Consider the following 21,832-nt stretch of genomic DNA (forward strand, 5'->3'; position numbering starts at 1 on the left):
GCGGTGAACCTTCGTCCGGCGGTTGCGTCAGGCGGGTCAGGAGGCCGCGGGCTTGAACTCCGCGGGCAGTTCCGGGAAGCGTTCGCCGACGCTCTGCAGGGCACCGGCGAACTGCGTCGGCCATGCCCGTACCAGCGCGTCGTAGCTCCAGCCGCCCTCGTGGTAGGCGGTCAGGGCCGCCTCCGGGTGGGTCCAGATCTGCATCCGGTCGCCGCCGATGCCGATCACCTGGCCGGTGACGGAGGCCGCCGCGTCGGAGCCGAGGAACGCGATCAGCCCGGCCACGTCGTCGGCCGTGCCGAACCCGAGGTCGTGCCGGAAGAAGGCGGGCATCGGCTCGCCGTTCGCCTCGGCCTGCACCGCCGCCGCGAAGTAGGGCACGGTGGCGGTCATCGCGGTCGCGGCCACCGGGACGACGGTGTTGGCGGTGATGCCGGCCCGCTTGAGTTCGAGCGCCCAGGTGCGGACCATGCCGACGATGCCGGCCTTGGCGGCGGCGTAGTTGGTCTGGCCGAAGGTGCCGCGTTGGCCGGTGGGCGAGCCGATGCAGATGATCCGGCCACCCTCGCCGGCCTGCCGCATGTGCAGCACCGCCTCGCGCACCGTGGTGAAGGTGCCGCGCAGGTGCACGTTGACGACGGTGTCGAAGTCGTCGTCGGTCATCTTCCACAGCACCGTGTCGCGCAGGACACCGGCGTTGGTGACCAGGATGTCGAGCCGCCCGAAGTGTTCGACCGCCGCACCGACCAGCTGCTTCGCGGTCTCGGTGGGGCCGACCGGGGCCACCACCGCGACGGCGCGGCCACCGGACGCCTGGATCGCCGCCACGGCGTCGGCGGTGGCGTCGGCATCGACGTCGTTGACCACGACGGATGCCCCTCGCCGGGCCAACTCCTGGGCGTAGGCGAGGCCGAGACCCCGTCCGGATCCGGTGACGATGGCGACTTTGCCGTCCAGTGACATGGGTGCTCCTTTGTGTCAATGCCGATCTGAACACGGACCGTTGAAAATGTCAATTATTTGTGAAGCTTGCTACCATCGTCGACATGTCCCCTATCGGAAAGACCCGGCCGACCGGACGCGACCGGCTGCGGGACAGCGTGCTCGCCGGGGACCTGAGCTTCCTGCTGGCCCGCGCCAACGCCCTCACCCTGGCGGCGGCGAACGCCGCCCTCGCCGAGCACGGGCTGAAAGCACGCTCCTACTCCGTGCTCGCCCTGGCCGCCGACGACGTCCGCCCCACCCAGCGGGAACTCGCCGAGTTCCTCCGACTCGACCCGAGTCAGGTCGTCGCCCTCATCGACGGGCTGGAGAAGCGCCAGCTGGTCGAGCGGCGTACCGACCCCGCCGACCGTCGGGCCAACGTCCTCGTCGCCACCGACGCCGGGCGGGCCCTGTTCGCCCGTGCCCAGTCCTCCGCCCGTGCGGTGGAGCTGGGCCTGCTGGCCGCGGTGACTCCGGAGGACCACGAGCGACTGGCCGAGCTGCTGCGGCTGCTGGCGTTTCCCGAGTGACGCCGAGACCGGGCGGCGCCGTCGTGGCGCCACCCGGTCTGCGGACCTGGTGGTGGGTCGAGCTGGTTAGAAGCGGATCCAGGTGCTCTTCAGCGGCACCTGTCCGACACCGGGCTTCGACCAGTCACAGACGCCGCCGGGGAAGACCGCCTGCAGGCGCTGCCACTGCTCGTCGGTGAAGCTCACCCCGTACGCCGCCCGGTTCAGCGGCTGGAGCTGGCACTTGAGCACCGCTGAGCTGGTCGGCCCGCCGGCGATGATGCGCGGGTTGCGGTGGAACGGGAACAGCTGGTTGCACTGCGCGGCCGGATCCAGGGTCAGCTCCTCCACGATCCGGTCACCGGTGGCCGTGATGCAGCCGTCGGCCAACCCCTCCGGCCGGCTCAGCCGGGTCAGCGCCACGTCGTCGAGTTCCGGACGGGCCGCCGCCAGCGCGGTCCGGGCGGTCAGCCACGCCTCCATGCCGTCGAGCGCCACGGTCCCGGCGGTGCCGGCGGCCGCACCGGACGCGGCGGTGATGCTGATGTGGTTGTCGGCGTTGCCGTTGGACGCGAGGATCCGCTCCCGCATGTTCCAGGACCGGACCCGGTCGTGGAAGTCGCCGGAGGGGTCGGTGTAGCCGCGGGTCTCGATGATCGGGATCCACCGCAGGCCGCCGTCGAACTGGTTGACCCGGCCGGTCTCGTACGCCACCTTGATCGCGTCCACGTTCGCCGAGGTGCGCTGCGGCGTCCGGTTGCCCTCGACGTCGAGGCCACCGATGCCCTCGTTGAGCCGGACGAACTGCTCGGGGGTGAGCACTCCCGATTCGAGGGTCTGCAGGCCGTACTGCACACCGACGGTGTCCGGGATGATCGGCCGACCGAAGCCGGTGGCCGGGTCGACGCCGTACACGTTGGAGATGAAGTCCGCCATCGCGCAGCGGATGCCGGTCGGGTTGTTGACCGGGTGGTACCGCTGGGCGGCGGGGACGTGGTTCGGGCAGGTGGCGGGCCAGTCGACGCTGTCGAAGTTCTGGTAGCCGCCGCAGGTGTTCGGGCTGGCGAAGCCGGTCACCGCGGTGCGCTGGGCGGTGGAGAGCCCGGCCGCCGGGGCCGCCTGGGTGATGAACCGGCACTCGTGCCCGGTCATCGTCACCGAGCGCTCGTCGGGGTAGCCGATCTGGCCGATGACGCCGTTGAGGATGCCGGGGTACGCGTTGGAGATCAGCAGCTGCTGCATCGTGCCGGCCGAACCGCCCCAGCCCATCGTGAAGTCGGGGGCGCCGTACGTCTCGATGAAGTGCTCCTTGACCATCATCGCGGTCTCGGCGGAGGTGACGTCGTTGCAGTTGTTGGCGTAGACGTTGAAGGTCGAACTGGCCACCGCGTAGCCGCGGGCGAGCAGGGTGTGGTTCATGACCCCACCGGTGCTGGTGGCCTGGGTGTAGCCGATGCCGCAGGCGCCGCCGAAGGTGTAGACCAGCCGGTCGTTCCAGCCGTCCGTGGCCGTCCACGGGTCGGGGAGCGCGGTGCCCGGCTCGTGCAGCAGCGCGATCTCGTAGACCGCCCGGTTGATGGTGCCCCGCTCGACCCGCACGATGTACGGGACGGTCCGGCCGTCGCTGGTGGTGGTGGTGGCCAGGTTGGCGGGCAGGGGGCCGTCGGGCAGGGCGGCGAAGCTACCGGTGGTGGTGCGGTACTGGTACGTCACGCGCGGTGCCGCCACGTGACAGTTCTCGTCGACCGGCCCGAGGTTCCACGGGTTGCCCGAGGCCGTGCAGAACATCGGGATGTGCGGCCCGGAGAAGACCGGACCCTCGGCGGGGTGGTTCACCAGCGTCACGTCGGCCTTGGGGCGGCCGTGGCCGAGCCCGTTGGCGCGGACCTCCAGCTTGTTCCTGCCCAGCTTCAGGTCGTCGACCAGGCCGAGCAGCGTCCGGCCGTCGCCGACCGGGCGGAACTGGCCGGTGAGGTTGCGGCCGCCGAGGTGGACCTTCACCTGGTGCGGCGGCACGTTGCGGGGGACGTCGACGCGGACCAGCGCGTTGCCGCCGCTGATCATGTCGGCGCGGGTCGAGACGACCTCCACGTCGAACGTGCGGTTGACGCCCGCGCCGGCCGGTGGTGCGGCCATGCCCGCCGCTGCTGAGCCGCCGATCAGTGCGGTGGCGACGAACGCGGTCAGGGCGATCTTCAAGGGTCGTCGGGTTGTTCGCTCTCGGGATCGATGTGAGTGCATAGCAGGGCCCCTTTCAGCCGGGAACGGGCGGCTGGACCTCCTGGTCACATGCTGCACGGGGAACATAATGCGAAATCTGATCGGGCGTCAACGATTTTGCAATGTATCTACTCCAGACGCGAGATCGGCCGCCGACACCGGTCGGGGCATGGGAGCGCTACCCGGCTAGCACAATCCACATCGGACACATCCCGGCCGGCGCGTGCAAGCCCGGCGGCGTGCGGGCAGCGGCGCCGCCGGGAGCACGGCGGCGTGCGGGCAGCGGCGCCGCCGGGAGTCCGGCGGTGGACCACCCGGCCGGCGTGGCCGGGGCGGGACTCAGGCCCGGTCGGGAGTCTGGACGAGTTCTTCGAAGCGGCTCTGCGCCGACTGGGCCAACGCCGCGGAGGTCTCCAGGAACATCGCCCGCGCCTGTGCCCGGGGGAACGAGGCGGGCAGGAAGGTGGCCGGCAGGTCCGGATCGTCGCCCACCAGGGCGCGCCAGTCGTTGACCATCTCGGTACGCCGCACCAGCGCCTGCGCCGGGGCCACCTCGCCGGTGGCGGCCCGCCCGGCCAGATCGTGGTACCGCTCCAGGAACGCCTGGTAGCCGGCGGCCAACTCGTCGATCCGCCAGGCCGCCTCGAGTCGGGCCCGGCCGCCCGGCAGCAGGTCGAGGTCGGTGGAGCGCAGCACCACCGCGTCGTTGATGTCCAGCTCACTGAGCTGCTCGCGGACCTCGTCGAACCGGTCGTGCGGGGTGACCCAGGTGGCGTCGTACAGCGGCCAGAACGTCAACCAGCGCAGCCGGGCCCGCAGCAGCCGACGCTGGTTGGCGTCGTCGACCGGCAGCGTGAACGCGATCAGCGTCCAGCTGCCGTCCCAGGCGTTCTCGTCGGTGCTGGCGAAGATGCGTCGGGCGCCGCGCCGCAGGACGTGCGAGGCCGACTCGGTCAGCCGGTAACTGGTCCGCCGGCCCTCCTTGGTCCGCTCGAGCATCCCGCGCTGGGTCAGCCGGCTCAGCGTGGCACGGGCGTTGGCGGGCGCGATGTCGAACTCGGCCAGCACCGCGACCAGACCACCGGAGGGCAGCGGAGTACGCCCGGCGTGCCAGTAGTCACCGAGCAGGGTCACCAGCAGGCGCTGGGCACGGGCCCGACCGACCGCCGCCGCTCGCTCGGTCGACGCGGCCGCCGGCTCGTCCTCGTTCACCAGCAGCATGACCCGGCGCCGATCGCGAGCAGCCAGGGGCGACCAGTCAGCAAACGCGCATGACGGACAACGGGCACCCGGATAAATTACTGCGTCTCGTGGCGGGACCGTAACGGCACCCGACCCGGTGCCTGCCGGTACGACGTGCCCAGCGCCCGGGAGAGCACCCGACCCGCCGCCTGTACCAGCGGCGCCAGCGCCACCGGGTCGGCCCGGTCGTGCGCCACGACCAGCGATATCGCCGCCACCACCCCCTCCGGCGCGCGGATCGGCGCGGCGACCGAGAGCGCGTCCATCGTGACCTGACGGTCGCTGACCGCGTACCCGACGCGGCGCACCTCGGCGAGCCGGCGGCGCAACCGCACCGGGTCGGTGACGGTCAACTCGGTGTAGCGCTCCAGCGGCGCGGCCAGCACCTGTTCCTGGACCTCGGCCGGCGCGTAGGCGAGCAGCACGAGCCCGACTCCGGTGGCGTGCAACGCGAAGCGGCCCCCGACCCGGGTGAGCACCGGCACCGCGTGCCGCCCGGCGATCCGCTCGATGAAGACGAGTTCGAGATCCTGCCGGACCGCGAGTTGGACGTTCTCGTGGGTCACCTCGTACAGGTCTTCCATGATCGGCAGGGCCAGTTCCCGCAACCCCAGCCCTCGCGGGGCGAGCGAGCCCACCTCCCAGAGCCGCAGGCCGATCCGGTACCGCCCGTCGTCGCCGCGCTCCAGCGCCCCCCATCGCACCAGCTCCGCCACCCGCCGGTACGCGGTGGGCAGCGGCAACTCGGCGCGCCGGGCCAGTTCGCTCAGGCTCAGCGCCGGGCTGGCCGGGCTGAACGCGTCGAGCAGTGCCAGCACCTTGCTGGTGACCGACCGACCCGGTTGCGCGCGCATTCCGCCATCATCCACACCCGGGCCGGTCGATCACAGCTCCAGCACCAGCCGGGGCGTACGGGCCCGGGACACGCAGATCATCATGGCGTCGCCCGCGGCCCGTTCCTCCTCGGTCAGCAGGCTGTCGCGGTGCTCCGGCACCCCGGCGAGCACGGTGGTCTCGCAGGTGCCGCAGGTGCCCTCCCGGCAGGAGGAGAGCACCGGCACGCCGGCCTCCTCCACCGCCCGCAGGATCGGGGTACCCGGCGGCACGGTCACCGTCCGCCCGGAGAGCGCGAGTTCGACCTCGATCGTGGTGTCCGCAGCGCCCCCGGTTGCCACCGGCGTGAAGCGTTCCACGTGCAGACAGCCCGGCTGCCAGCGGCGGCAGTGCTCCTCCACCGCCTTGACCAGCGGCTCCGGGCCGCAGCAGTAGACCAGGGCGGTGTCCGGTCGGCCCAGCAGCCCGGCCAGGTCGAGCAACCCGGTCTCGTCCTGCGGGTACAGGCTCACCCGGTCGCCGTACTTCTCCCGCAGCGCCTCGGCGAACGCCATGGTGGCGCGGCTGCGGCCGCCGTACACCAGTCGCCAGTCGGCGCCCGCGGCGTCGGCGGCGGCGACCATCGGCCGGATCGGGGTGATCCCGATGCCGCCGGCGACGAAGAGGTAACGCGGGGCCGCGACCAGCTCGAAGTTGTTCCGTGGCCCGCGCACCCGGACGGTGGCGCCGGTCGTCAGCCGGTCGTGTACGAACCGGGAGCCGCCCCGCCCGTCCGGTTCCCGCTGCACCGCGATCCGCAGCGCGCCGCGGTCCGCCGGATCGCCGCAGAGGGAGTACTGGCGGACCAGGCCGTCGGCCAGTTCCAGGTCGACGTGCGCGCCGGGGGTCCACGGCGCGACGTCGCGGCCGTCGGGACGGCTCAGCGTGATCGTGACGACCTCCGCCGCCACCTGCTCCCGGCCGGTCACCACCAGTTCCTCGGCGGCCGGTTCGCGCCCGGTCATGCCGGCACCGCCAGCCGCTGTGGTGCCGGCGTGGGCACGGTCGACGCCCGGTGGCCCTGCGGATGGGCGAGCAGCCACTCCCACAGCTCGACCGGCTCCTCGGCGACGCGTTCGGCGCCGCAGTGGCAGACCCCGCGCAGCGTGTCGGTGCCCGGCAACCAGTGGATCCGGTAGACCCGGTCGCCGGTGAGCATGCCGGTGGGGGAGTTCACAGCGGCGCTCCCACCGTCCCCGACCCGACCATCCGGGCCAGCAGACGCCGGGCGGCCAGCCCGCCCGTGTCGATGTTGATGCTCAGTTCCTGGTACTTCTCCGGTTCGGCGGCGATCACCCGTTCCAGGATGTTGAGCGCCGTGACGTCCTGCATGACCACCGTGTGGTTGCTCTGGTGCAGGTACTCGCTGACCGACTCGTCGTCGACCGCGAAGTCCCGGGCCACCGCCCAGAAGTCGTACGTGGTGTGCTCGGTCGACGGGGTGATGGCGTACACGATCTCGGCGTGGAACGCGGCGCTGTCCTCGCCCTCGGCGGGCGGGTAGACGCCCTGCGGCGCGATCCGGCTGTGCAGCAGGTAGAGGCAGGGCGGGTGGTACTCGATGTCCTGCCACCGGGTGATCCGGCCCTGGATGCCGGTCGAACGCGCGTAGAACGGCGGGCACTCGGCGTCGTCCATGTGTCGGCTGACGTAGACGATGCCCCGCTCCTCGTCCACCTCGGTGGTGATCGGGGTGTTCGCCACCTCGGGCGTACCGATGTAACCGCCGTGCAGGTAGGTCTCGTGGGACAGGTCCATGAGGTTGTCCACCAGCAGGCCGTACCGGGCGTTCAGCGGGGCCATGCCGCGGACCACCGTGTAGCGCGGATCCGCCAGCCACGGCGCGCGGGGGATCGTCGTCGGGTCGGCCCGATCCCGGTCGCCGACGAAGACCCAGACGAAGGAGTCCTGCTCCACCACCGGGTACGAGGCCACCCGGGCGGTCCGCGGAATGCGCTGCTGTCCCGGTACGAAGACGCAGGCGCCGCTCTGGTCGTAGGTGAAGCCGTGGTAGCCGCAGACGATCCGGTCGCCGTCGAGCCGGCTCTCCGACAGTGGGTAGCGCCGGTGTACGCACCGGTCGGCGAGCGCCACCGCCTCGCCGGCTTCGGTGCGGTACAGCACCAGCGGCTCGCCCAGTACCGTGCGGGCGAGCAACTCCCGCCCGACCTCGCTGCCATAGGCCGCCACGTACCACTGGTCACGTGCGAATGCCATGCGACCGGACCTCCTTCCGAGCGAAACGATGTGAGCCGGATCATCCCGTGACCCGTCGCCGGCCGGGACCGGAGCTTTCATTGGATGAAAGCTCCGGCCGCCCCGATGACCGATCTGGCCGTTCTCGCTAGGGTGACGTCGTGCTCGGCGGGACACTCCCCCTAGGCGGTGCGGGATGACCATCACTGCGAATCACGTGGAACTCGTCGCCAGGGCGCAGTCGGGCGACCGGGTGGCCCGCGAGCAGCTGATCGCCGCGCACCTGCCGCTGCTCTACAACATCGTCGGCCGGGCCCTGAACGGTCACGCCGACATCGACGACGTGGTGCAGGAGACCCTGGTCCGGGTCATCCGTGACCTGCCGGCGTTGCGTGCCCCGGAGAGCTTCCGCTCCTGGCTGGTGGCGATCGCGGTACGGCAGATCGCCACCCACCGGCAGCGGGTACGCACCGCCGTCGACCGGGCCACCGTCGTGGACACGGCGGACCTGCTGCCCACCGCTGGTGACCTGGAGGACGAGGCGATCCTGCGGCTGCACCTGGCCGACCAGCGCCGGCAGGTCGTCGAGGCGACCCGCTGGCTCGACCCGGCACAGCGCCCGATGCTGTCGCTGTGGTGGCAGGAGTGCGTCGGTCAACTCAGTCGCAGCGAGGTCGCCGCCGCCTGCGACGCCAGCGTCGCCCACGTCGCGGTACGCCTGCAACGCCTGCGCGAGCAGCTGGAACTGGGCCGACTCATCGTCGCGGCGCTGGCCGCCGAACCGCGTTGCCCGGGGCTGGCGGCGACGGTCGACCGCTGGGACGGCCAGCCCACCCCGGTGTGGCGCAAGCGGATCGCCCGGCACGTCCGGGACTGCCGGAGCTGTGCGACACCGGCGCAGGGGCAGGTGCCGGCCGAACGGTTGTTGCTGGGGATCGCCCCGTTGGCGGTGCCGGCCGGCCTCGCCGCCACACTCGCCGCGAAGGGCCTGTTGACCACGACGGCGGCGACCACGCCCGTGCTGGCGGCGGCGCACACCGCGACGACGTACACCGCCGCCACGGCGCCCGCCGCCGCGACGGCTGGTGGGGGGCCCGGTGCGCTGTTCGGCAAGCTCGCCCAGGCGGTGGTCGCACACCCGGTGGCCAGCCTCGCCGCCGGGGCGGCGCTGATCGGCGGGACGGCGGCCACCGTGGCCCTCCAGCCGAACCCCCGCCCGCCGGTGGTGGTCGTGGCACCGAGCCCGGCCGCACCGACCACGTCGAGCCCCACACCGCCCCCACCGTCCCGGAGGCCGTCGGCCGAACCGTCGCCGACCAGGCCACCCGTTCCGGCGGGCACCGTCCCGCTGGGCAGTTGGTCGCTGGAGTCGGCCGAGGGATCCGACCGGTACCTCAGCCACGACGGCGAGTTCGTGGAGTTGGGCCGAGTCGCGGCAGCCAGCGCCGAGCCGGCCCGGCGGCGGGCGACCTTCACCGTCGGTCGGGGACTGGCCGATTCGAGCTGCGTCACGCTGCGCGCCGCCGACGGCCGCTACCTGCGGCACTGGGGGCTGCGACTGCAGCTGAGCCCGAACGAGGGGACCGAGATCTTCCGCGCGGACGCCACCTTCTGCCCGCGCCGGTCGTCGGTGGACGGTGCGGTCACCCTGCGGTCGCACAACTATCCCGCGCTGGTGTTGCATCACCGCGACGGGGGCTTGTGGCTGGATCTCCCGGACGGTAGCCGTGACTTCGCGGTCGAGAGTTCCTTCATCGTCCGTGACCCCTGGGCCTGACGCCCCGCCCGGAGAGATCCCGGCCGAATCCCCGTCGCCCCGCGCAGTTTCCGTTATCCGCGGCCACGTCGCGCAGCCTCCTACTGCGTGAGACACCGGTCGACCCCGCGCCGACCGTGTCCGATCGACAACCGTACGTCGTCGTGTCTGCTGGAGTCCGCATGCAGTTGAGACCATTCGCGCAGCTGGTGGTGCCCGTACTGGCGGTCTGTGCCGTCGTCTTCGGAGCCGGGTCGACCGCCTGGGCCGCCGGCAGTTGCGATCCGCCGGCGCCGCTGAAGGTGCCGTCCTCGGGCACCGTGGTGGGCAGTGGCACCGCCGCGAGCTGCACCGAGAGTGCGCTGCGTACCGCTGTGACGCGGGGTGGGCACGTCACCTTCAAGTGCGGCGACACGGTCAAGATCTCGATCTCCCGTGAGCTGTCGGTGCGCAAGACGACCGTCATCGACGGCGGCGGGAAGGTCACCCTCGACGGCCGGGGCAAGAACCGGATCCTGGTGGCGGAGGACCGCACCACCCTGTCGGTACGGAACCTGACCTTCGTCAACGGCGCCGCCGAGCAGTCGGACTCGCGGGTGACCGGTACCGGCGGGGCGGTCGCGGGCCGGTTCCAGTCCCGGGTCGAGGTCATCGGCAGCACCTTCCGGAACAACTCCGCCGGTATCGGCGGCGGCGCGGTCGCCGTGCACACCGACAGTTCGCTGTCGATCAGCCGCAGCACCTTCACCGGAAACTCGTCCTGGTACGGCGGGGCCGTCTACAGCCTGCTGTCGCCGCTGTCCGTGATCAACTCGACCTTCACCGACAACCGCACCACCACCGACGGCGGACTGGGTGACGGTGGTGCGATCGGCACCGACGGCGGCAAGCCGATCGGCCAGTCGGGCGGTCTGATCCAGATCTGCGGTTCGACCATCAAGAACAACACCGGGCACGGCAACGGGGGTGGCGCCTACCTCTGGGCGTACGCGCCAGACAAGATCGTCATCGAGCGGACCACCTTCGTCGGCAACCGGGTCAAGTCCAACGGCCGGGGCGGCAACGGCGCCGGTGGCGCCGCCCGGCTGAGCATGGGCCCGGACACCGGGCGAGACGGCACGATCATCGTCAGGCAGTCGAGTCTGCTCGACAACACCAGTGACGGCAACGGCGGTGCCCTCTACCTCGACTGCTTCCCCACCTGCGCGATCAGCAACAGCACGATCCACGGCAACAACGCCAAGGACTTCGGTGGCGCGATCTTCGGTGACGGCCACCGCAGCAACAACGTCACGTACGCGAAGAACCGCGCCGGTGGCCACGGCGGGGCGCTGTTCGGCAGCAAGTTCGTGCTCAACAACACCGTCTTCGTCGGCAACTCCGCCGGCAACCCGTGGGGACAGGCGATGACCTGCAGCTCCACCGGGACCGGGGCGAAGGTGGTGCAGTGGCTGACCACCTCGCGGGACAACTCGAACAAGTGCGTCCCCGGGGCCGTCGCGGCGAACCCCCGGCTCGCCGCACCCGCCGCCAACGGCGGGTCCACCGCGAACATGATGCCGGCGAAGAACAGCCCGCTGCTCGGCGCCGGGGCCAAGTGCGAGAGCCAGGACCAGCGTGGCGAGAAGCGGGACACGTCCCGATGCGACGTCGGCGCGGTACAGCGGACCGGTGTGGCCGCCGCCAGCCCGAGCCCCTCGCCGAGTTCTCCGTCGCCGTCGCCGTCGGTCTCCGGATCGCCCGGTACGGCGGCCGTACCGCTGGCGCAACTGCCGCCGGTCGAGGCGGCGGCCGAGCAGGGGCCGGCGGCGGAACCGGGCAGCCCGATCCTGCCGATCACCCTGGCCGGAGCGGGCGTCGTCGCGGCGGCGGCGACCCTGTTCACGCTCCGGACGCTCCGGCGACCGCGCGGTGGCGTGCACCGCTCCGGTGCCCGGCAGGCCACCGACGACTGACCCGAGCACCCACACAGGAAAGGTCGAACCTTGCACAACCGGTACGGGGCAGGGCTGACCGCCGAGCAGATCGCGACGATCGACTCGGTGACGGTGATCGCCGACCGCTGGACGGCCGGTGAACGCCGCGACGGGTGGTGCGCCGACGCGGTGGCCGCCGTTCGGCAGGGCTGTGCCGACGCGCGCCTGCTGGGTGTCGCGCTCGGACACGTGCTGGCCACCCGGCCACCGCATCATCGACGGCTGGCGTTGCTGTACCGGGCGGCCGGGGCGGACCCGCTCGCGGCCGCGATGACCCGGCAGTGGTACCGGCGGGTGCGTACCGGTGGGGTGGACGCGGCGTGACCGCCGCCCGCCCGGCGGTGTCCGGCACCCGGACTCCCCGTCCGCGTACTGCCGCGCGAGCTGCGTGGACGGGTGATCGGCGGCGTGCTGTCGGCCGCCGCCGGGCGGCGGTGGGCTCGCCTCTTGACGGGCGGGCCCACCGCATGCCCCGCACCGGCCGGTGGGCGCGACCGTGAGCACGGACGAGCAGCAGCCACCACCGGCGCGACCGCACCTGCTCGCGGCGGAGCCGGCGGAGCACCCGCCGATGCGACCGCTGTGGTTGTGCCGCCGCTGCGGCCAGCCCTGGCCGTGCACCCGGGCGAAGCTCGCCCTGCTCGCCGACTACGTGAACAACCAGGTCGGCCTGCACCTCTACCTGGCCGGCTGCCTGTGCGACGCGATCGACGACCTGCACCAGCTCAGCCCGAGCCTGACCGGCAGCGCCGCCGACATGTTCGACCGTTTTCTGGGCTGGCCGACCCAGCTGACCCGGGCCTACCGGGTGACCCGGGTGGCCGGCGATCGAACTCCTCGGCGGGCCGGGAGCGGGCGGCTGCCCGAAGCTCCGCGCGGCGCCACCGGGGAGCGTCCGGCCGCCGCCGGGCGGGCGGGGCCCTCAGAAGAGGGTCGTGGGCTCGACCGGGATCGGCCGCGGTAGCGGTTCCAGCTCCGGCACCCGGTCGCGTACCTCGTCGTGGAAGCGGCGGGCCAGGGTCGGCGCGTCGGCGTTGTCCGGGGTGTGGATGAAGACGGTGGGGGAGCGGCCCTCACGCAGCCAGCCGGCGACGACGTCGAGCCAACGCCGCCACCCGTCGACCGTCCGAGCCGGGTCGTCGCGGCCGAGGTACCGGACGATCGGCCGGTCGGTCAGGGCCGCGGTACGCAGCGGGGTGCGAGGCTTCTTGGTCCAGGCGTCCCGCTCCGCGTCGCTGGTCGGTGGGCTGGCGAAGAAGGCGGTGGTGTCGAACGGAACCCACTCGGCACCGACCTCGGCGAGCACCGCCTCCAGCGACCGGGCCGCCCGGGTGTCGGTGAAGAAGCCGGGGTGGCGGACCTCCACGGCCGACCGGTGGGCGGCGGGCAACCGGCGGAGGAACCGGGCGAGCGTGGGTACGTCCGTCGGTGCGAAGGAGCCGGGAAGCTGCACCCAGAGGGCGTGGGCCCGGGGACCGAGCGGCTCGATCGCGTCCAGGAACGCCCGCATGGGTTCGGTGACGTCGGTGAGCCGCCGGTCGTGCGTCACGACCTTCGGCAGCTTCACCACGAACCGGAAGTCGGGGTCGGTCTGCCGTGCCCAGGACGCCACCGTCTCCCGGGCCGGCGTGGCATAGAAGGTGGTGTTGCCCTCGACGGCGTCGCACCAGCCGGCGTAGTGGCGGAGCCGTTCCTCGGCGGGCAGCGGGTGCGCCAGCAACCGTGCCTGCCACGCCCGATGCGTCCACATCGCACATCCGACGTGCAGACGCATCTTCGCGCCCCCTCACCCCACGCTCCGCTCGATCCTACCCTCGCCCCCGACCCACCCCGACCGCCAGCCCGGCGGCGGGGACACCGCTGTTCAGCGGCCGCCGTCGGTGCGCTCGACGGTGAGCGTGGACACCCCGGAGGTCGCGTCGATGTCGTAGCGGTCCGGCGCCGCCGTCCACTCCGGCGGGGTGAAGGTGCTGCCGCCGGCCACGCCGGAGTGGGTGGTGCCGTCGACGGTCACCGAGCCGGCGCCGCCACCCGCGCGTACCTGCACCGGTGCGTCACCGGCCAGGCGGACGACGACCTGGCTCGCACCGCCACTGAGGACGGTGCGCTGCGTGCCGGTGGGCGTGGGCAGGGTCAGCTCGATCCGGTTGGCGCCGGCGGTGAACTCGATCCCACCCACCCGGGCGTTGCCGAGGTCCAGGTGCTGTTCCTTGGCGCCGCCGCTGAGCCGGATGTGCCAGCGCACCGAGTCGCGCAGCACCACGTCGACGATCGCCGGACCGTCCCGCCCGGTGCCGCGCAGGCTGGTCAGCAGCTCCCCGTCGGTGACCGAGACGGCGGGCCGGACACTGGCGTCGCGTGGCGTGGACACCCGGTAGGTGTTCTCGCCGAGGTCGCCGGTGCGCAACCGGACCACGTCGGCGCCGTCGAGCAGCACGAAGGTGGCCTCGTCGAGGTCACCGGCGGCGCCGGTGACGACGTGTCCGGCCCGGCCGTCACCGCGTACCGTCACCCAGGTCCAGCTGGCGACCAGCACCACCACCAGGGCCAGAAGTGCCGCGCCGAGCAGCCACCACCACAGCCGCCGCCCGCCGACCGTCTGCGCGTCGTCCATTGTCGCCTCCCGCACCTCGGTGACTGCTCGGGCTACTACCCAGCGAGTCCGTCACCGACTCTTACGGACGGCAGGACCGGTGGGCTCACCGCCGGAGCCGGCGATGAGCCCACGATCGGCGCGAGGGGCCTGCCGTCAGGCCCGCGACCACTTCTGGTTGGGGGTGCCGGCGCAGTCCCACAGCTGCAACCGGCCGCCGTTGTTCGGGTTGTTCTCCCGTACGTCGACGCACCGGTTCGCGTTCAGGTTGACCAGGTCACCGGCGGCGTTGAGGGTGAACCGTTGGGCCGGGTTGCCGTTGCAGGTGACCAGGTTGACCTCGGTGCCGTTGGCGGTGCCGGCCCAGGCCGGGTCCATGCACTTGCCCATCGCGCGGACGGTTCCGTCGGCGGCGAAGGTCCACGCCTGGGCGGCGGTGGTGTTGCAGTCCCAGATCTGCAGCGGCGCGCCGTCGTACGGGTTGGAGCTGGGGATGTCGATGCACCGGCCACTCTGCTGGCCCCGGATCCGGGTGGTGCCGGTGTTGCCGTCCGGCACGTAGCTGTAGACCCGGACGTAGTCGACCAGCATCTGCTGCGGGAACTGGGTGCTGCCGTCGGGGTAGCCGGGCCAGTTGCCGCCGACCGCGACGTTCATGATCATGAAGAACGGGTGGTCGAAGACCCAGCGGTTGCCGCCGAGCCGGCCCGGGTCGACCCGGAAGAACTCGACCCCGTCGAGGTACCACCGGATGATGTTCGGCTCCCAGTCCACCCGGTAGGTGTGGAAGGCGTCGGCCAGCGGTTGCCCGATGGTCCGGCTGCCGCCGATCCCGCCGCCGCCGGAGTAGCCCGGTCCGTGGATGGTGCCGTGCACGGTGTTGGGCTCGCGGCCGACGTTCTCCATGATGTCGATCTCGCCGGAGGCCGGCCAGCCGACGCTGTTGAAGTTGTTGCCGAGCATCCAGAACGCCGGCCAGATGCCCTGCCCGCGGGGGATCTTGATACGTGCCTCGAACCGGCCGTACGCCTGGGTGAAGGTGGCCGCGGTCAGCAGCCGGGCCGAGGTGTACTCGCACCGGCCGTAGTGGCACTGGTAGTTGTTCGGGTTCTCCCGGCGGGCGGTGATGACCAGGTTGCCCTGTCCGTCGTGCACCGCGTTGCTGGTGCTGTTGGTGTAGTACTGCCGTTCGTTGTTGCCCCAGCCGTGGCCGCCGACGTCGAAGCGCCACTTGGACTGGTCGACCGGTGTTCCGGCCGGTGCGTTGAACTCGTCCTGCCAGGTGAGTCCGCCGATGGCGGCGGTGGCCGGCGCGGCCTGCACGGGTACGACGAGCACGCCGGCGACGAGGGCCGCGGCGAGGACTTGGGCTCCCCGTCGGAGCCTGCGGGAGATGAGGGACACGATGGGTCTCCTTGAGGTGGACGGAGGAGGCTGGCGCCCCCGGCGAGGGGGAGAGCGCTCTGGCGTATTGCAGTCTGTCGATCTGGACAGATTTAGTCAAGGTTGTTAACAGCGATCATGGCGCGAGGTTGCCCTCGGTGATCGTCAACCGATGGTTGACGACACCGGTGCGTCAACCTATGGTTGACGCATGACGAATCCTGTCCAGATGGCCAATCCCGTCCGGCTCGACGACCTGATCCAGGCCATCAAGAAGACCCACACCGACGCGCTCGACCAGCTCACCGGCGCGGTGCTGGCCGCCGACCACATCGGCGAGGTCGCCGATCACCTGATCGGCCACTTCGTGGACCAGGCCCGGCGCTCCGGAGCGTCCTGGACCGAGATCGGCCGCAGCATGGGGGTGAGCAAGCAGGCCGCGCAGAAGCGTTTCGTCGGTGCGGCGATGGACCCGCAGGAGGGCTTCCAGCGCTTCACCCCGCGGGCCCGCAACGTGGTGGCGGCCTCGCACAACGAGGCGAAGGCCGCCGGCAACGCCGAGATCGGTCCGGCGCACCTGGTGCTCGGCCTGCTCGCCGAGCCGGACGCGCTGGCCGTCAAGGTGCTGGCCGCCGGTGGCGTGGCGGCCGAGGCGGTGCGCGGGGCGGCCACGGCCGCGCTGCCGCCGTCGTCGGCCGACGCTCCCGAGTTGATCCCGTACGACGCCGCCGGCAAGAAGGCGTTGGAGTTGACCTTCCGCGAGGCGCTGCGGCTGGGGCACAACTACATCGGCACCGAGCACATCCTGTTGGCCCTGCTGGAGCAGGAGAACGGCGACGGCGTGCTCAGCGGGCTCGGCGTGGACAAGGCCGCCACGGAGGCGAACATCGTGGCGGCCCTGGCCAAGCTCCGGGTGTTCGAATAGGCGATCAGGATTCGGTGGGGAAGCCGTACCGGGCGGCGTGCTCCGGGTCGGTGGGCTCGATCTGGCGCAGCCCGGCGTCGGCGAGGCGCTTGTTGACCTCGTCCAGGTGCTCGCGTACCAGCCGGGCCTCCTCCTCGGTGACCCGTCCCCGGTGCGGCTTGCCGGCGTGCTCGATGGTGCCGTAGTCGACCTTCTCGGCGGCCCGCCGCGCCTTGGGTGGGCGTACCCGCTCGGCGGTCTTGAGCAGCTGTGCCATGGGCATGTCGGTGGCCATCGAGTCGAACTCGCTCGCGGTCAGCACCACCCGGCGTGGTTCGCCGTGGCCGTGCCGGTCGTGGATCTCGACCACCGCCACGTCCAGCGCCGCGTCGTCGAGGCTCTCCACCTCGGTCGGGGTCGCGTCCAGCTGCACGGGCCCGGCCACCAGGTCAGGGTGCTCGAGGACGACGACGCGGACCGCCTCGTCGTCGGGGCCCAGCACCGTGCCGCTGAAGTCGGAGACGCGGATCGTCTTCTTGCCCATTTGTGCGGTAACTCCTGTCGTAACCCGGTCGGAGGACCAGCAGACGTTACCCGACAGGTGTGCGAACGGCGGCGCTGGCTCGCCGTGCGTCCGCCATGGCCGCACGCGGGCGCGACCCCTCCGTCAGCGGGTGTTCGGGTGCCGGGTGCAGGTGCCCGCCGGCAGCCGGTTCAGCTCGTCCCAGGAGAGCGGACCGGTGCGCCGGCCGTGGTGCGGCGGCTGGCCGGGGAAGCGTGCCGGCGCCTTACCGCCCGGCCATAGCCCTGCGGTGTCCTGCTGGTAACGGTCGTGCGGCTGAATCGGCATGAGCCCACCGTTCCAAAGAAAGTTGTACATGTATGGAATTGGGTATGACGGTCGGTCGCTTGATCAGGTTCCGGCCGGCGCCGGACGGATCACGAACCGGCAGTCGTCCGTGATCTCGGCGATCCCTACCCGTCCACCCCGCGCCTCAACCAGCCCGCACGCCGAACCGTACGTAGCGTTCGCCGCGCGCTCCGTTCGCGCTCGCAGCTCGACAGGGGGACAATCGTCAACCGCCCGCCGTCCGGCGTCGTACCGTGAGCGGGCGGCAGCGACGGCGCGGGAGGTGGCTCATGCGCGACCGGCGACTCCATCTGCACCTGGCCACCTGGCTGGGGCAGTGGCCGGCGGCGGCCGGACTGCACGTGGTGGGATCGTGGCGACGCTCCCGCCCGGCCTGGGACGGCCGGCTCCGTCCGGCGATCGCGGTCACCGCCGGCGCGAGCACCGTGCTGTCCGTACCGCCCGACCGGGTTGCGGCGGTCCGCGAGTTGGCACGGCGGCCGGATCGGTTGCTGCCCGCCCTGCCGGCGGCGGTCGGCCTGGCCGGCTGGGCCGTGCACGACGACGTGTTCCGGTGGAGCGTGGCGCCCGCGCCGCTGCCCGACGTCGGCGAGTGGGTGCCGCCCACCACCGTCGGCCTGCCGGCCTGGCTGCGCCTGTTCGACCGGCCGGTGCTGGTGGTCCGCGACGACCGGGGCCGCTACCAGGCCGGTGTCGGAATCAAGATGCACGACCGGTTCGGTCACGAGCTGGCGGTGGGCACGGTCCCGGCGGCCCGGGGGCGCGGCCTGGCGCGTCGACTGGTCGCCCAGGCGGCCCGTCGGGTGCTCGACGACGGTGCCGTGCCGACCTACCTGCACGACCGGGGCAACACGGCCTCGGCCCGGGTGGCGGAGGCGGCCGGCTTCGCCGACCGGGGCTGGCGGTCGTTCGGGGTCTATCCGAGCTGAACCGTGGCGGGCGGTCGAACCGTGGCCGCCGGGCGCGGACCGTGGATCCCGGGCCGGATCCACGGTCCGCAGCCTCCCCCCAGGCCCGCGTACGGCTCGATGCTGATCACGCTACGTATCCAGTGGTCGGTCGGCAAGCTCCCAAGGCCGCCTCCGCGGTGTCGAATAGCGGACTTGAACTGGGCCGACGTTCCCGATGCCCAAGAGCCGGTCAGTGACGCAGAGTGCGAATCAGGTCGACGACCTGTCGGGTCACCGGTGCGGCGCGGCACAAGGGGCAGTGCGCGTCGAAGAGGACGGTGAAGTGCCGGATGCCACCACCCCCGTGCGCGGTGGCATCCGGCGGCCCACCGGCCCGGGTGGGCGGTGGGTGCTCATCGAGGTGGTGCCATCGGGTTCGCCGGACCGTGGGGCGACCCCGGTGGGGTGGCCGGGTACGCGTGCTGCATCGGCAGTTGCCCGATCGGAGGTATCGGCGGCTGGGTGGCGAGTTCAAGAAGGGGTTCGGGCGGGCTCCGGTGACGTCCGCCTCAGCCGGCCAGGCCCAGCGTCTCGGCGGCGGCCCGCCCGTTGGCGTGGCTCGCGCCGTGGGTGGTGACGAAGGCGCGGGCACCCGTCGGTCGCCAACTGCCCGGCCAACCCATCTCCACCACGGCCACCGGGTGGGTGGCGGCCAGCGCGTCGACCAACTCCGGGCCACCGGGCAGCCGGTGCAGGCGCCGGCCGACCAGCACGATCGGCCGCGCTCCCGCGTGTCGGCGCAGCGCCGCCGGGTCGGCACCGAGGGCCGCCACCCGGATCTGCTCGACGCCGTCGAGGTGTGGACCGAGACCCCACGGCACCCGACCCTCGGCCATGGTCGAGGTGGCGTGCAGCTGCACCACCAACGGGTGGTCGAAGCCGGCCAGTACCCCCTCCACCCGTACGGCCCGGCGGGCGGCCGCGTACCCCAGGTCTGCGGGGGTGGTGCGGGTCCAGGCCGCCGGGTCGGCGGCGGTGCGGGTCCAGGCCGCCAACTCGGCGACCCGGCCGGCGGCCTGCTCGACCCGCTCGCGCGCCAGCCGACCGTCGTGCAGCGCCGCGACGATCTCGGCGGCCACCCGTTCGACCAGTTCGGCGTGGACCCGGGCGCCGATGCAGAGCAGGTCCGCGCCCGCGGCCAGGGCGCGTACGGCGCCGGGGGCGATCCCGCCGGCGGCGAGCGTGGCGCCCTTCATCTCCAGCGCGTCGGTGATCACAGCGCCGGTGAAGCCGTACTCGGCCCGCAACAGGTCCACCAGGACGGCGCGGCTGAACGTCGCGGGCCCGTCGCCGGTCAGCGCGGGCACCCGGATGTGGGCGGTCATCACCGCCCTGGCTCCGGCGGCGATCACCGCGGCGAACGGGGGCAGATCCCGTTCCCGCAGCACCCCGGGCGCGGCGTCCACGGTGGGCAGTTCGTGGTGCGAGTCGGTGATGGCGGCGCCGTGCCCGGGGAAGTGCTTGGCGCAGGCCGCGACCCCGGCCGACTGGAGGCCGGCGGCCGCGGCGGCGGAGTGCGCGGCGACCCGCACCGGATCGGCGCCGAACGACCGGGTGCCGATGACCGGGTTGTCGTCGGCGCTGTTGACGTCGACCGTGGGCGCCAGGTCGACGGTGATCCCGACGGCCGCCAGTTCCGTGCCGATGGCCCGGTAGACCCGGCGGGTGAGGGCCACGTCGCCGACCACGCCGAGTGCCGCGTTGCCCGGGTACGGGCTGCCGGTGGCGTGCGCCAGCCGGGTCACGTCGCCGCCCTCCTCGTCGATGGCGACGAGGACGTCGGGTCGGCCGGCGCGTAGCGCGGCGGTGCTCGCCGCCACCTGCGCCGGTGTGTCGACGTTGCCGCCGAACAGGGTGTGTCCGGCCAGCCCGTCGGCGACCAGTTCGACCGCCCAGTCCGGCGGGACCGGCCCCGGGTACGCGGCCAGCAGGGTGCCCAGGGCGAGCCGCCGTAGTCCCGGATCCAGCCCCACGTGCTTCTCCTCTCGGCGCGGCCGGCGTGGTCGCCGCCTCCCGCGCCGGCCGGTGTGGATGTCGTGCCGGGTCGGCGGAGCACCGCGCTGCCAGCCGGCCGATACGCTACGGGCTACCCGTTCGCGGCCCGATTTACAGTTAACAAGGCTTACTAATACTCGAGGACATGGCATGAGTGCGACCCGGCTCCCCGGCACCCCACGTCTGTTGCGGGCCCTCAACGACCGCGCGGCGCTGGAGCTGCTGCTGGAGCAGGGGCCGTTGACCCGGGCCCGGATCGGTGAGCTGACCGGTCTGTCCAAGGTCACCGCGTCCCAACTGGTGGAGCGCCTGGAGGAACGCGGCCTGGTCGCCCGGGTCGGTGAGCAGGCCGGCGGGCGCGGGCCCAACGCCCAGCTCTACGCGGTGCGGCCGACCAGCGCGTACGTGGTCGGCGTGGACGTCGGGCCGGAGCGGGTGGTGGCCGCGTGCGCCGACATCACCGGCACGGTGGCCGGTCGGGTCGAACAGTCCACCCGGGACACCGACGACCCGGTGGGCGTGGTGCACAACGCCGTGGTCCAGGCCGCCAGCAGCGCCGGGGCGCCGCTGGCCGACGTACGCCGGATCGTGCTCGGCACCCCCGGCCTGGTCGACCCGGGCACCGGCGACATCACCTTCGCCTTCAACCTGCCCCGCTGGCACCGCGGCCTGCTCGCCGCGCTCCGCGACGACCTGGACACCCCGGTCGTGTTCGAGAACGACGTCAACCTCGCCGCGGTGGCCGAGGCGCAGTCCGGTGCGGCGCAGGGCCTGGCGGACTTCGTACTCGTCTGGATCGGCGCCGGTGTCGGCCTGGCGATCATGCTGGGTGGGCGGCTGCACCACGGCAGCAGCGGCGCCGCCGGTGAGATCGGCTACCTGCCGGTGCCCGGCGCACCCATCCCGCGCGACGTCTCCCGGCGGGCCAAGCCGGCGTTCCAGCAGGTGGCCGGCGCGGATTCGATCCGCACGCTGGCCCGCGAGCACGGCTACCCGGACGCGGCCGCTGCCGAGGCGGTGCGGGCCGCGATCGCCGACGGCACGGCCGGCGGACCGATGCTCGACGAGGTGGCACGCCGGCTCGCCCTGGGCGTGGCGAGTACCTGCGTGGTGCTGGACCCGCCCCTGGTGGTCCTCGCCGGCGAGGTCGGCCAGGCCGGCGGGGCCGCGCTCGCCGAGCGGGTGCAGCACGAGGTCGCCGCCATCACGCTGGTGCGGCCCCGGGTGGTGCCCACCGGCCTGACCGAGGAACCGATCCTGCACGGGGCACTGCGTACCGCCCTGGACGCCGTCCGCGACGAGGTGTTCGGCTCCACGGTCGGCTGAGCGCGCCCGTACCCGCACCGCCGACGGGGGTGCGGGTCGTCCGACCAGGGTCCG

20 protein-coding genes and 1 pseudogene are annotated in these 21,832 nt (G+C 72.6%); 8 read left to right on the forward strand and 13 right to left on the reverse strand.

From position 1 onward, the window contains the following. Positions 1-36: 36 nt before the first annotated feature. The gene (locus D2L64_RS02810) at positions 37-963 is read right to left on the reverse strand and encodes an SDR family oxidoreductase (RefSeq protein ID WP_119572904.1); all 927 of its coding nucleotides are present in this window, start codon (positions 961-963) and stop codon (positions 37-39) included. Between the two features lie 83 nt (positions 964-1,046). Here D2L64_RS02810 and D2L64_RS02815 point away from each other — a divergent pair, with 83 nt between their 5' ends. Then, positions 1,047-1,514 carry a MarR family winged helix-turn-helix transcriptional regulator gene (locus D2L64_RS02815; protein WP_119572905.1) on the forward strand — a complete coding sequence of 156 codons (468 nt, stop codon included), beginning with the start codon at positions 1,047-1,049 and terminating at the stop codon, positions 1,512-1,514. A 66-nt stretch (positions 1,515-1,580) separates the two neighbouring features. Here the strand turns inward: D2L64_RS02815 and D2L64_RS02820 are convergent, their stop codons facing one another. From D2L64_RS02820 to D2L64_RS02845, 6 genes are all read right to left on the reverse strand, one after another. Continuing rightward, positions 1,581-3,692 (reverse strand): DUF6351 family protein, encoded by a 2,112-nt coding sequence (locus D2L64_RS02820; protein ID WP_119572906.1) that lies wholly within the window; start codon positions 3,690-3,692, stop codon positions 1,581-1,583. 360 nt (positions 3,693-4,052) lie between these two features. Continuing rightward, positions 4,053-4,925: a PaaX family transcriptional regulator gene (locus D2L64_RS02825; RefSeq protein WP_233558729.1), complete on the reverse strand. Its 873-nt coding sequence runs from the start codon at positions 4,923-4,925 to the stop codon at positions 4,053-4,055. A gap of 86 nt (positions 4,926-5,011) precedes the next feature. After that, on the reverse strand, positions 5,012-5,809 hold the full coding sequence (locus D2L64_RS02830) for an IclR family transcriptional regulator (RefSeq protein ID WP_199714381.1): 798 nt from the start codon (positions 5,807-5,809) through the stop codon (positions 5,012-5,014). Between the two features lie 30 nt (positions 5,810-5,839). Continuing rightward, a complete protein-coding gene (locus D2L64_RS02835) occupies positions 5,840-6,793 on the reverse strand; it encodes a PDR/VanB family oxidoreductase (RefSeq protein ID WP_119572908.1) in 954 nt (317 codons plus the stop codon). After that, positions 6,790-7,005 (reverse strand): hypothetical protein, encoded by a 216-nt coding sequence (locus D2L64_RS02840; RefSeq protein WP_119572909.1) that lies wholly within the window; start codon positions 7,003-7,005, stop codon positions 6,790-6,792. The genes D2L64_RS02835 and D2L64_RS02840 overlap by 4 nt, the downstream gene beginning before the upstream one ends. Continuing rightward, positions 7,002-8,045 carry an aromatic ring-hydroxylating dioxygenase subunit alpha gene (locus D2L64_RS02845; protein ID WP_119572910.1) on the reverse strand — a complete coding sequence of 348 codons (1,044 nt, stop codon included), beginning with the start codon at positions 8,043-8,045 and terminating at the stop codon, positions 7,002-7,004. Before D2L64_RS02845 ends, D2L64_RS02840 begins: the two co-directional genes overlap by 4 nt. 175 nt (positions 8,046-8,220) lie before the next feature. Between D2L64_RS02845 and D2L64_RS02850 the strand changes: the two genes are divergently transcribed. From D2L64_RS02850 to D2L64_RS02865, 4 genes and pseudogenes are all read left to right on the forward strand, one after another. Further along, the gene (locus tag D2L64_RS02850) at positions 8,221-9,801 is read left to right on the forward strand and encodes a sigma-70 family RNA polymerase sigma factor (protein ID WP_233558730.1); all 1,581 of its coding nucleotides are present in this window, start codon (positions 8,221-8,223) and stop codon (positions 9,799-9,801) included. Positions 9,802-9,962: 161 nt separating this feature from the next. After that, positions 9,963-11,735, forward strand: coding sequence for a choice-of-anchor Q domain-containing protein (locus D2L64_RS02855; protein WP_199714382.1), 1,773 nt, complete (start codon positions 9,963-9,965; stop codon positions 11,733-11,735). Between the two features lie 30 nt (positions 11,736-11,765). After that, complete coding sequence (locus D2L64_RS02860; protein ID WP_119572912.1) at positions 11,766-12,080, forward strand: hypothetical protein; 315 nt, start codon at positions 11,766-11,768, stop codon at positions 12,078-12,080. A gap of 247 nt (positions 12,081-12,327) precedes the next feature. After that, positions 12,328-12,570 (forward strand): annotated as a pseudogene (locus tag D2L64_RS02865) (hypothetical protein); the annotation flags it as partial. Positions 12,571-12,678: 108 nt separating this feature from the next. Here the strand turns inward: D2L64_RS02865 and D2L64_RS02870 are convergent. The 3 genes from D2L64_RS02870 to D2L64_RS02880 all read right to left on the reverse strand — a co-directional run bounded on the left by D2L64_RS02870 (position 12,679) and on the right by D2L64_RS02880 (position 15,753). Then, entirely contained in the window at positions 12,679-13,506 is an 828-nt protein-coding gene (locus tag D2L64_RS02870; RefSeq protein WP_199714383.1) for a DUF72 domain-containing protein, read from the reverse strand. 114 nt (positions 13,507-13,620) lie between these two features. Further along, positions 13,621-14,370, reverse strand: a complete 750-nt coding sequence (locus D2L64_RS02875) for a hypothetical protein (protein WP_119572914.1) — start codon at positions 14,368-14,370, stop codon at positions 13,621-13,623. A gap of 135 nt (positions 14,371-14,505) precedes the next feature. Then, positions 14,506-15,753 carry a glycoside hydrolase family 16 protein gene (locus tag D2L64_RS02880; protein WP_119572915.1) on the reverse strand — a complete coding sequence of 416 codons (1,248 nt, stop codon included), beginning with the start codon at positions 15,751-15,753 and terminating at the stop codon, positions 14,506-14,508. Positions 15,754-15,943: 190 nt separating this feature from the next. Here D2L64_RS02880 and D2L64_RS02885 point away from each other — a divergent pair, with 190 nt between their 5' ends. After that, positions 15,944-16,657 carry a Clp protease N-terminal domain-containing protein gene (locus D2L64_RS02885; protein WP_119572916.1) on the forward strand — a complete coding sequence of 238 codons (714 nt, stop codon included), beginning with the start codon at positions 15,944-15,946 and terminating at the stop codon, positions 16,655-16,657. A gap of 4 nt (positions 16,658-16,661) precedes the next feature. Here the strand turns inward: D2L64_RS02885 and D2L64_RS02890 are convergent, their stop codons facing one another. Both D2L64_RS02890 and D2L64_RS02895 read right to left on the reverse strand, forming a co-directional pair. Further along, positions 16,662-17,180, reverse strand: coding sequence for a hypothetical protein (locus tag D2L64_RS02890; protein ID WP_119572917.1), 519 nt, complete (start codon positions 17,178-17,180; stop codon positions 16,662-16,664). 123 nt (positions 17,181-17,303) lie between these two features. Next, on the reverse strand, positions 17,304-17,486 hold the full coding sequence (locus D2L64_RS02895) for a hypothetical protein (RefSeq protein WP_119572918.1): 183 nt from the start codon (positions 17,484-17,486) through the stop codon (positions 17,304-17,306). 290 nt (positions 17,487-17,776) lie between these two features. On the opposite strand from D2L64_RS02895, the gene D2L64_RS02900 reads away from it, so the two are divergent. After that, positions 17,777-18,436, forward strand: a complete 660-nt coding sequence (locus D2L64_RS02900) for a GNAT family N-acetyltransferase (RefSeq protein WP_119572919.1) — start codon at positions 17,777-17,779, stop codon at positions 18,434-18,436. Positions 18,437-18,966: 530 nt separating this feature from the next. On the opposite strand, the gene D2L64_RS02910 is transcribed toward D2L64_RS02900, so the two are convergent. After that, a complete protein-coding gene (locus tag D2L64_RS02910) occupies positions 18,967-20,430 on the reverse strand; it encodes a glycoside hydrolase family 3 protein (RefSeq protein ID WP_119572920.1) in 1,464 nt (487 codons plus the stop codon). 172 nt (positions 20,431-20,602) lie between these two features. On the opposite strand from D2L64_RS02910, the gene D2L64_RS02915 reads away from it, so the two are divergent. Then, positions 20,603-21,778: an ROK family transcriptional regulator gene (locus D2L64_RS02915; protein ID WP_119572921.1), complete on the forward strand. Its 1,176-nt coding sequence runs from the start codon at positions 20,603-20,605 to the stop codon at positions 21,776-21,778. Positions 21,779-21,832 lie beyond the last annotated feature (54 nt).

It is taken from the genome of Micromonospora radicis (assembly GCF_003583405.1).
GTDB classification, from domain to species: domain Bacteria; phylum Actinomycetota; class Actinomycetes; order Mycobacteriales; family Micromonosporaceae; genus Micromonospora; species Micromonospora radicis.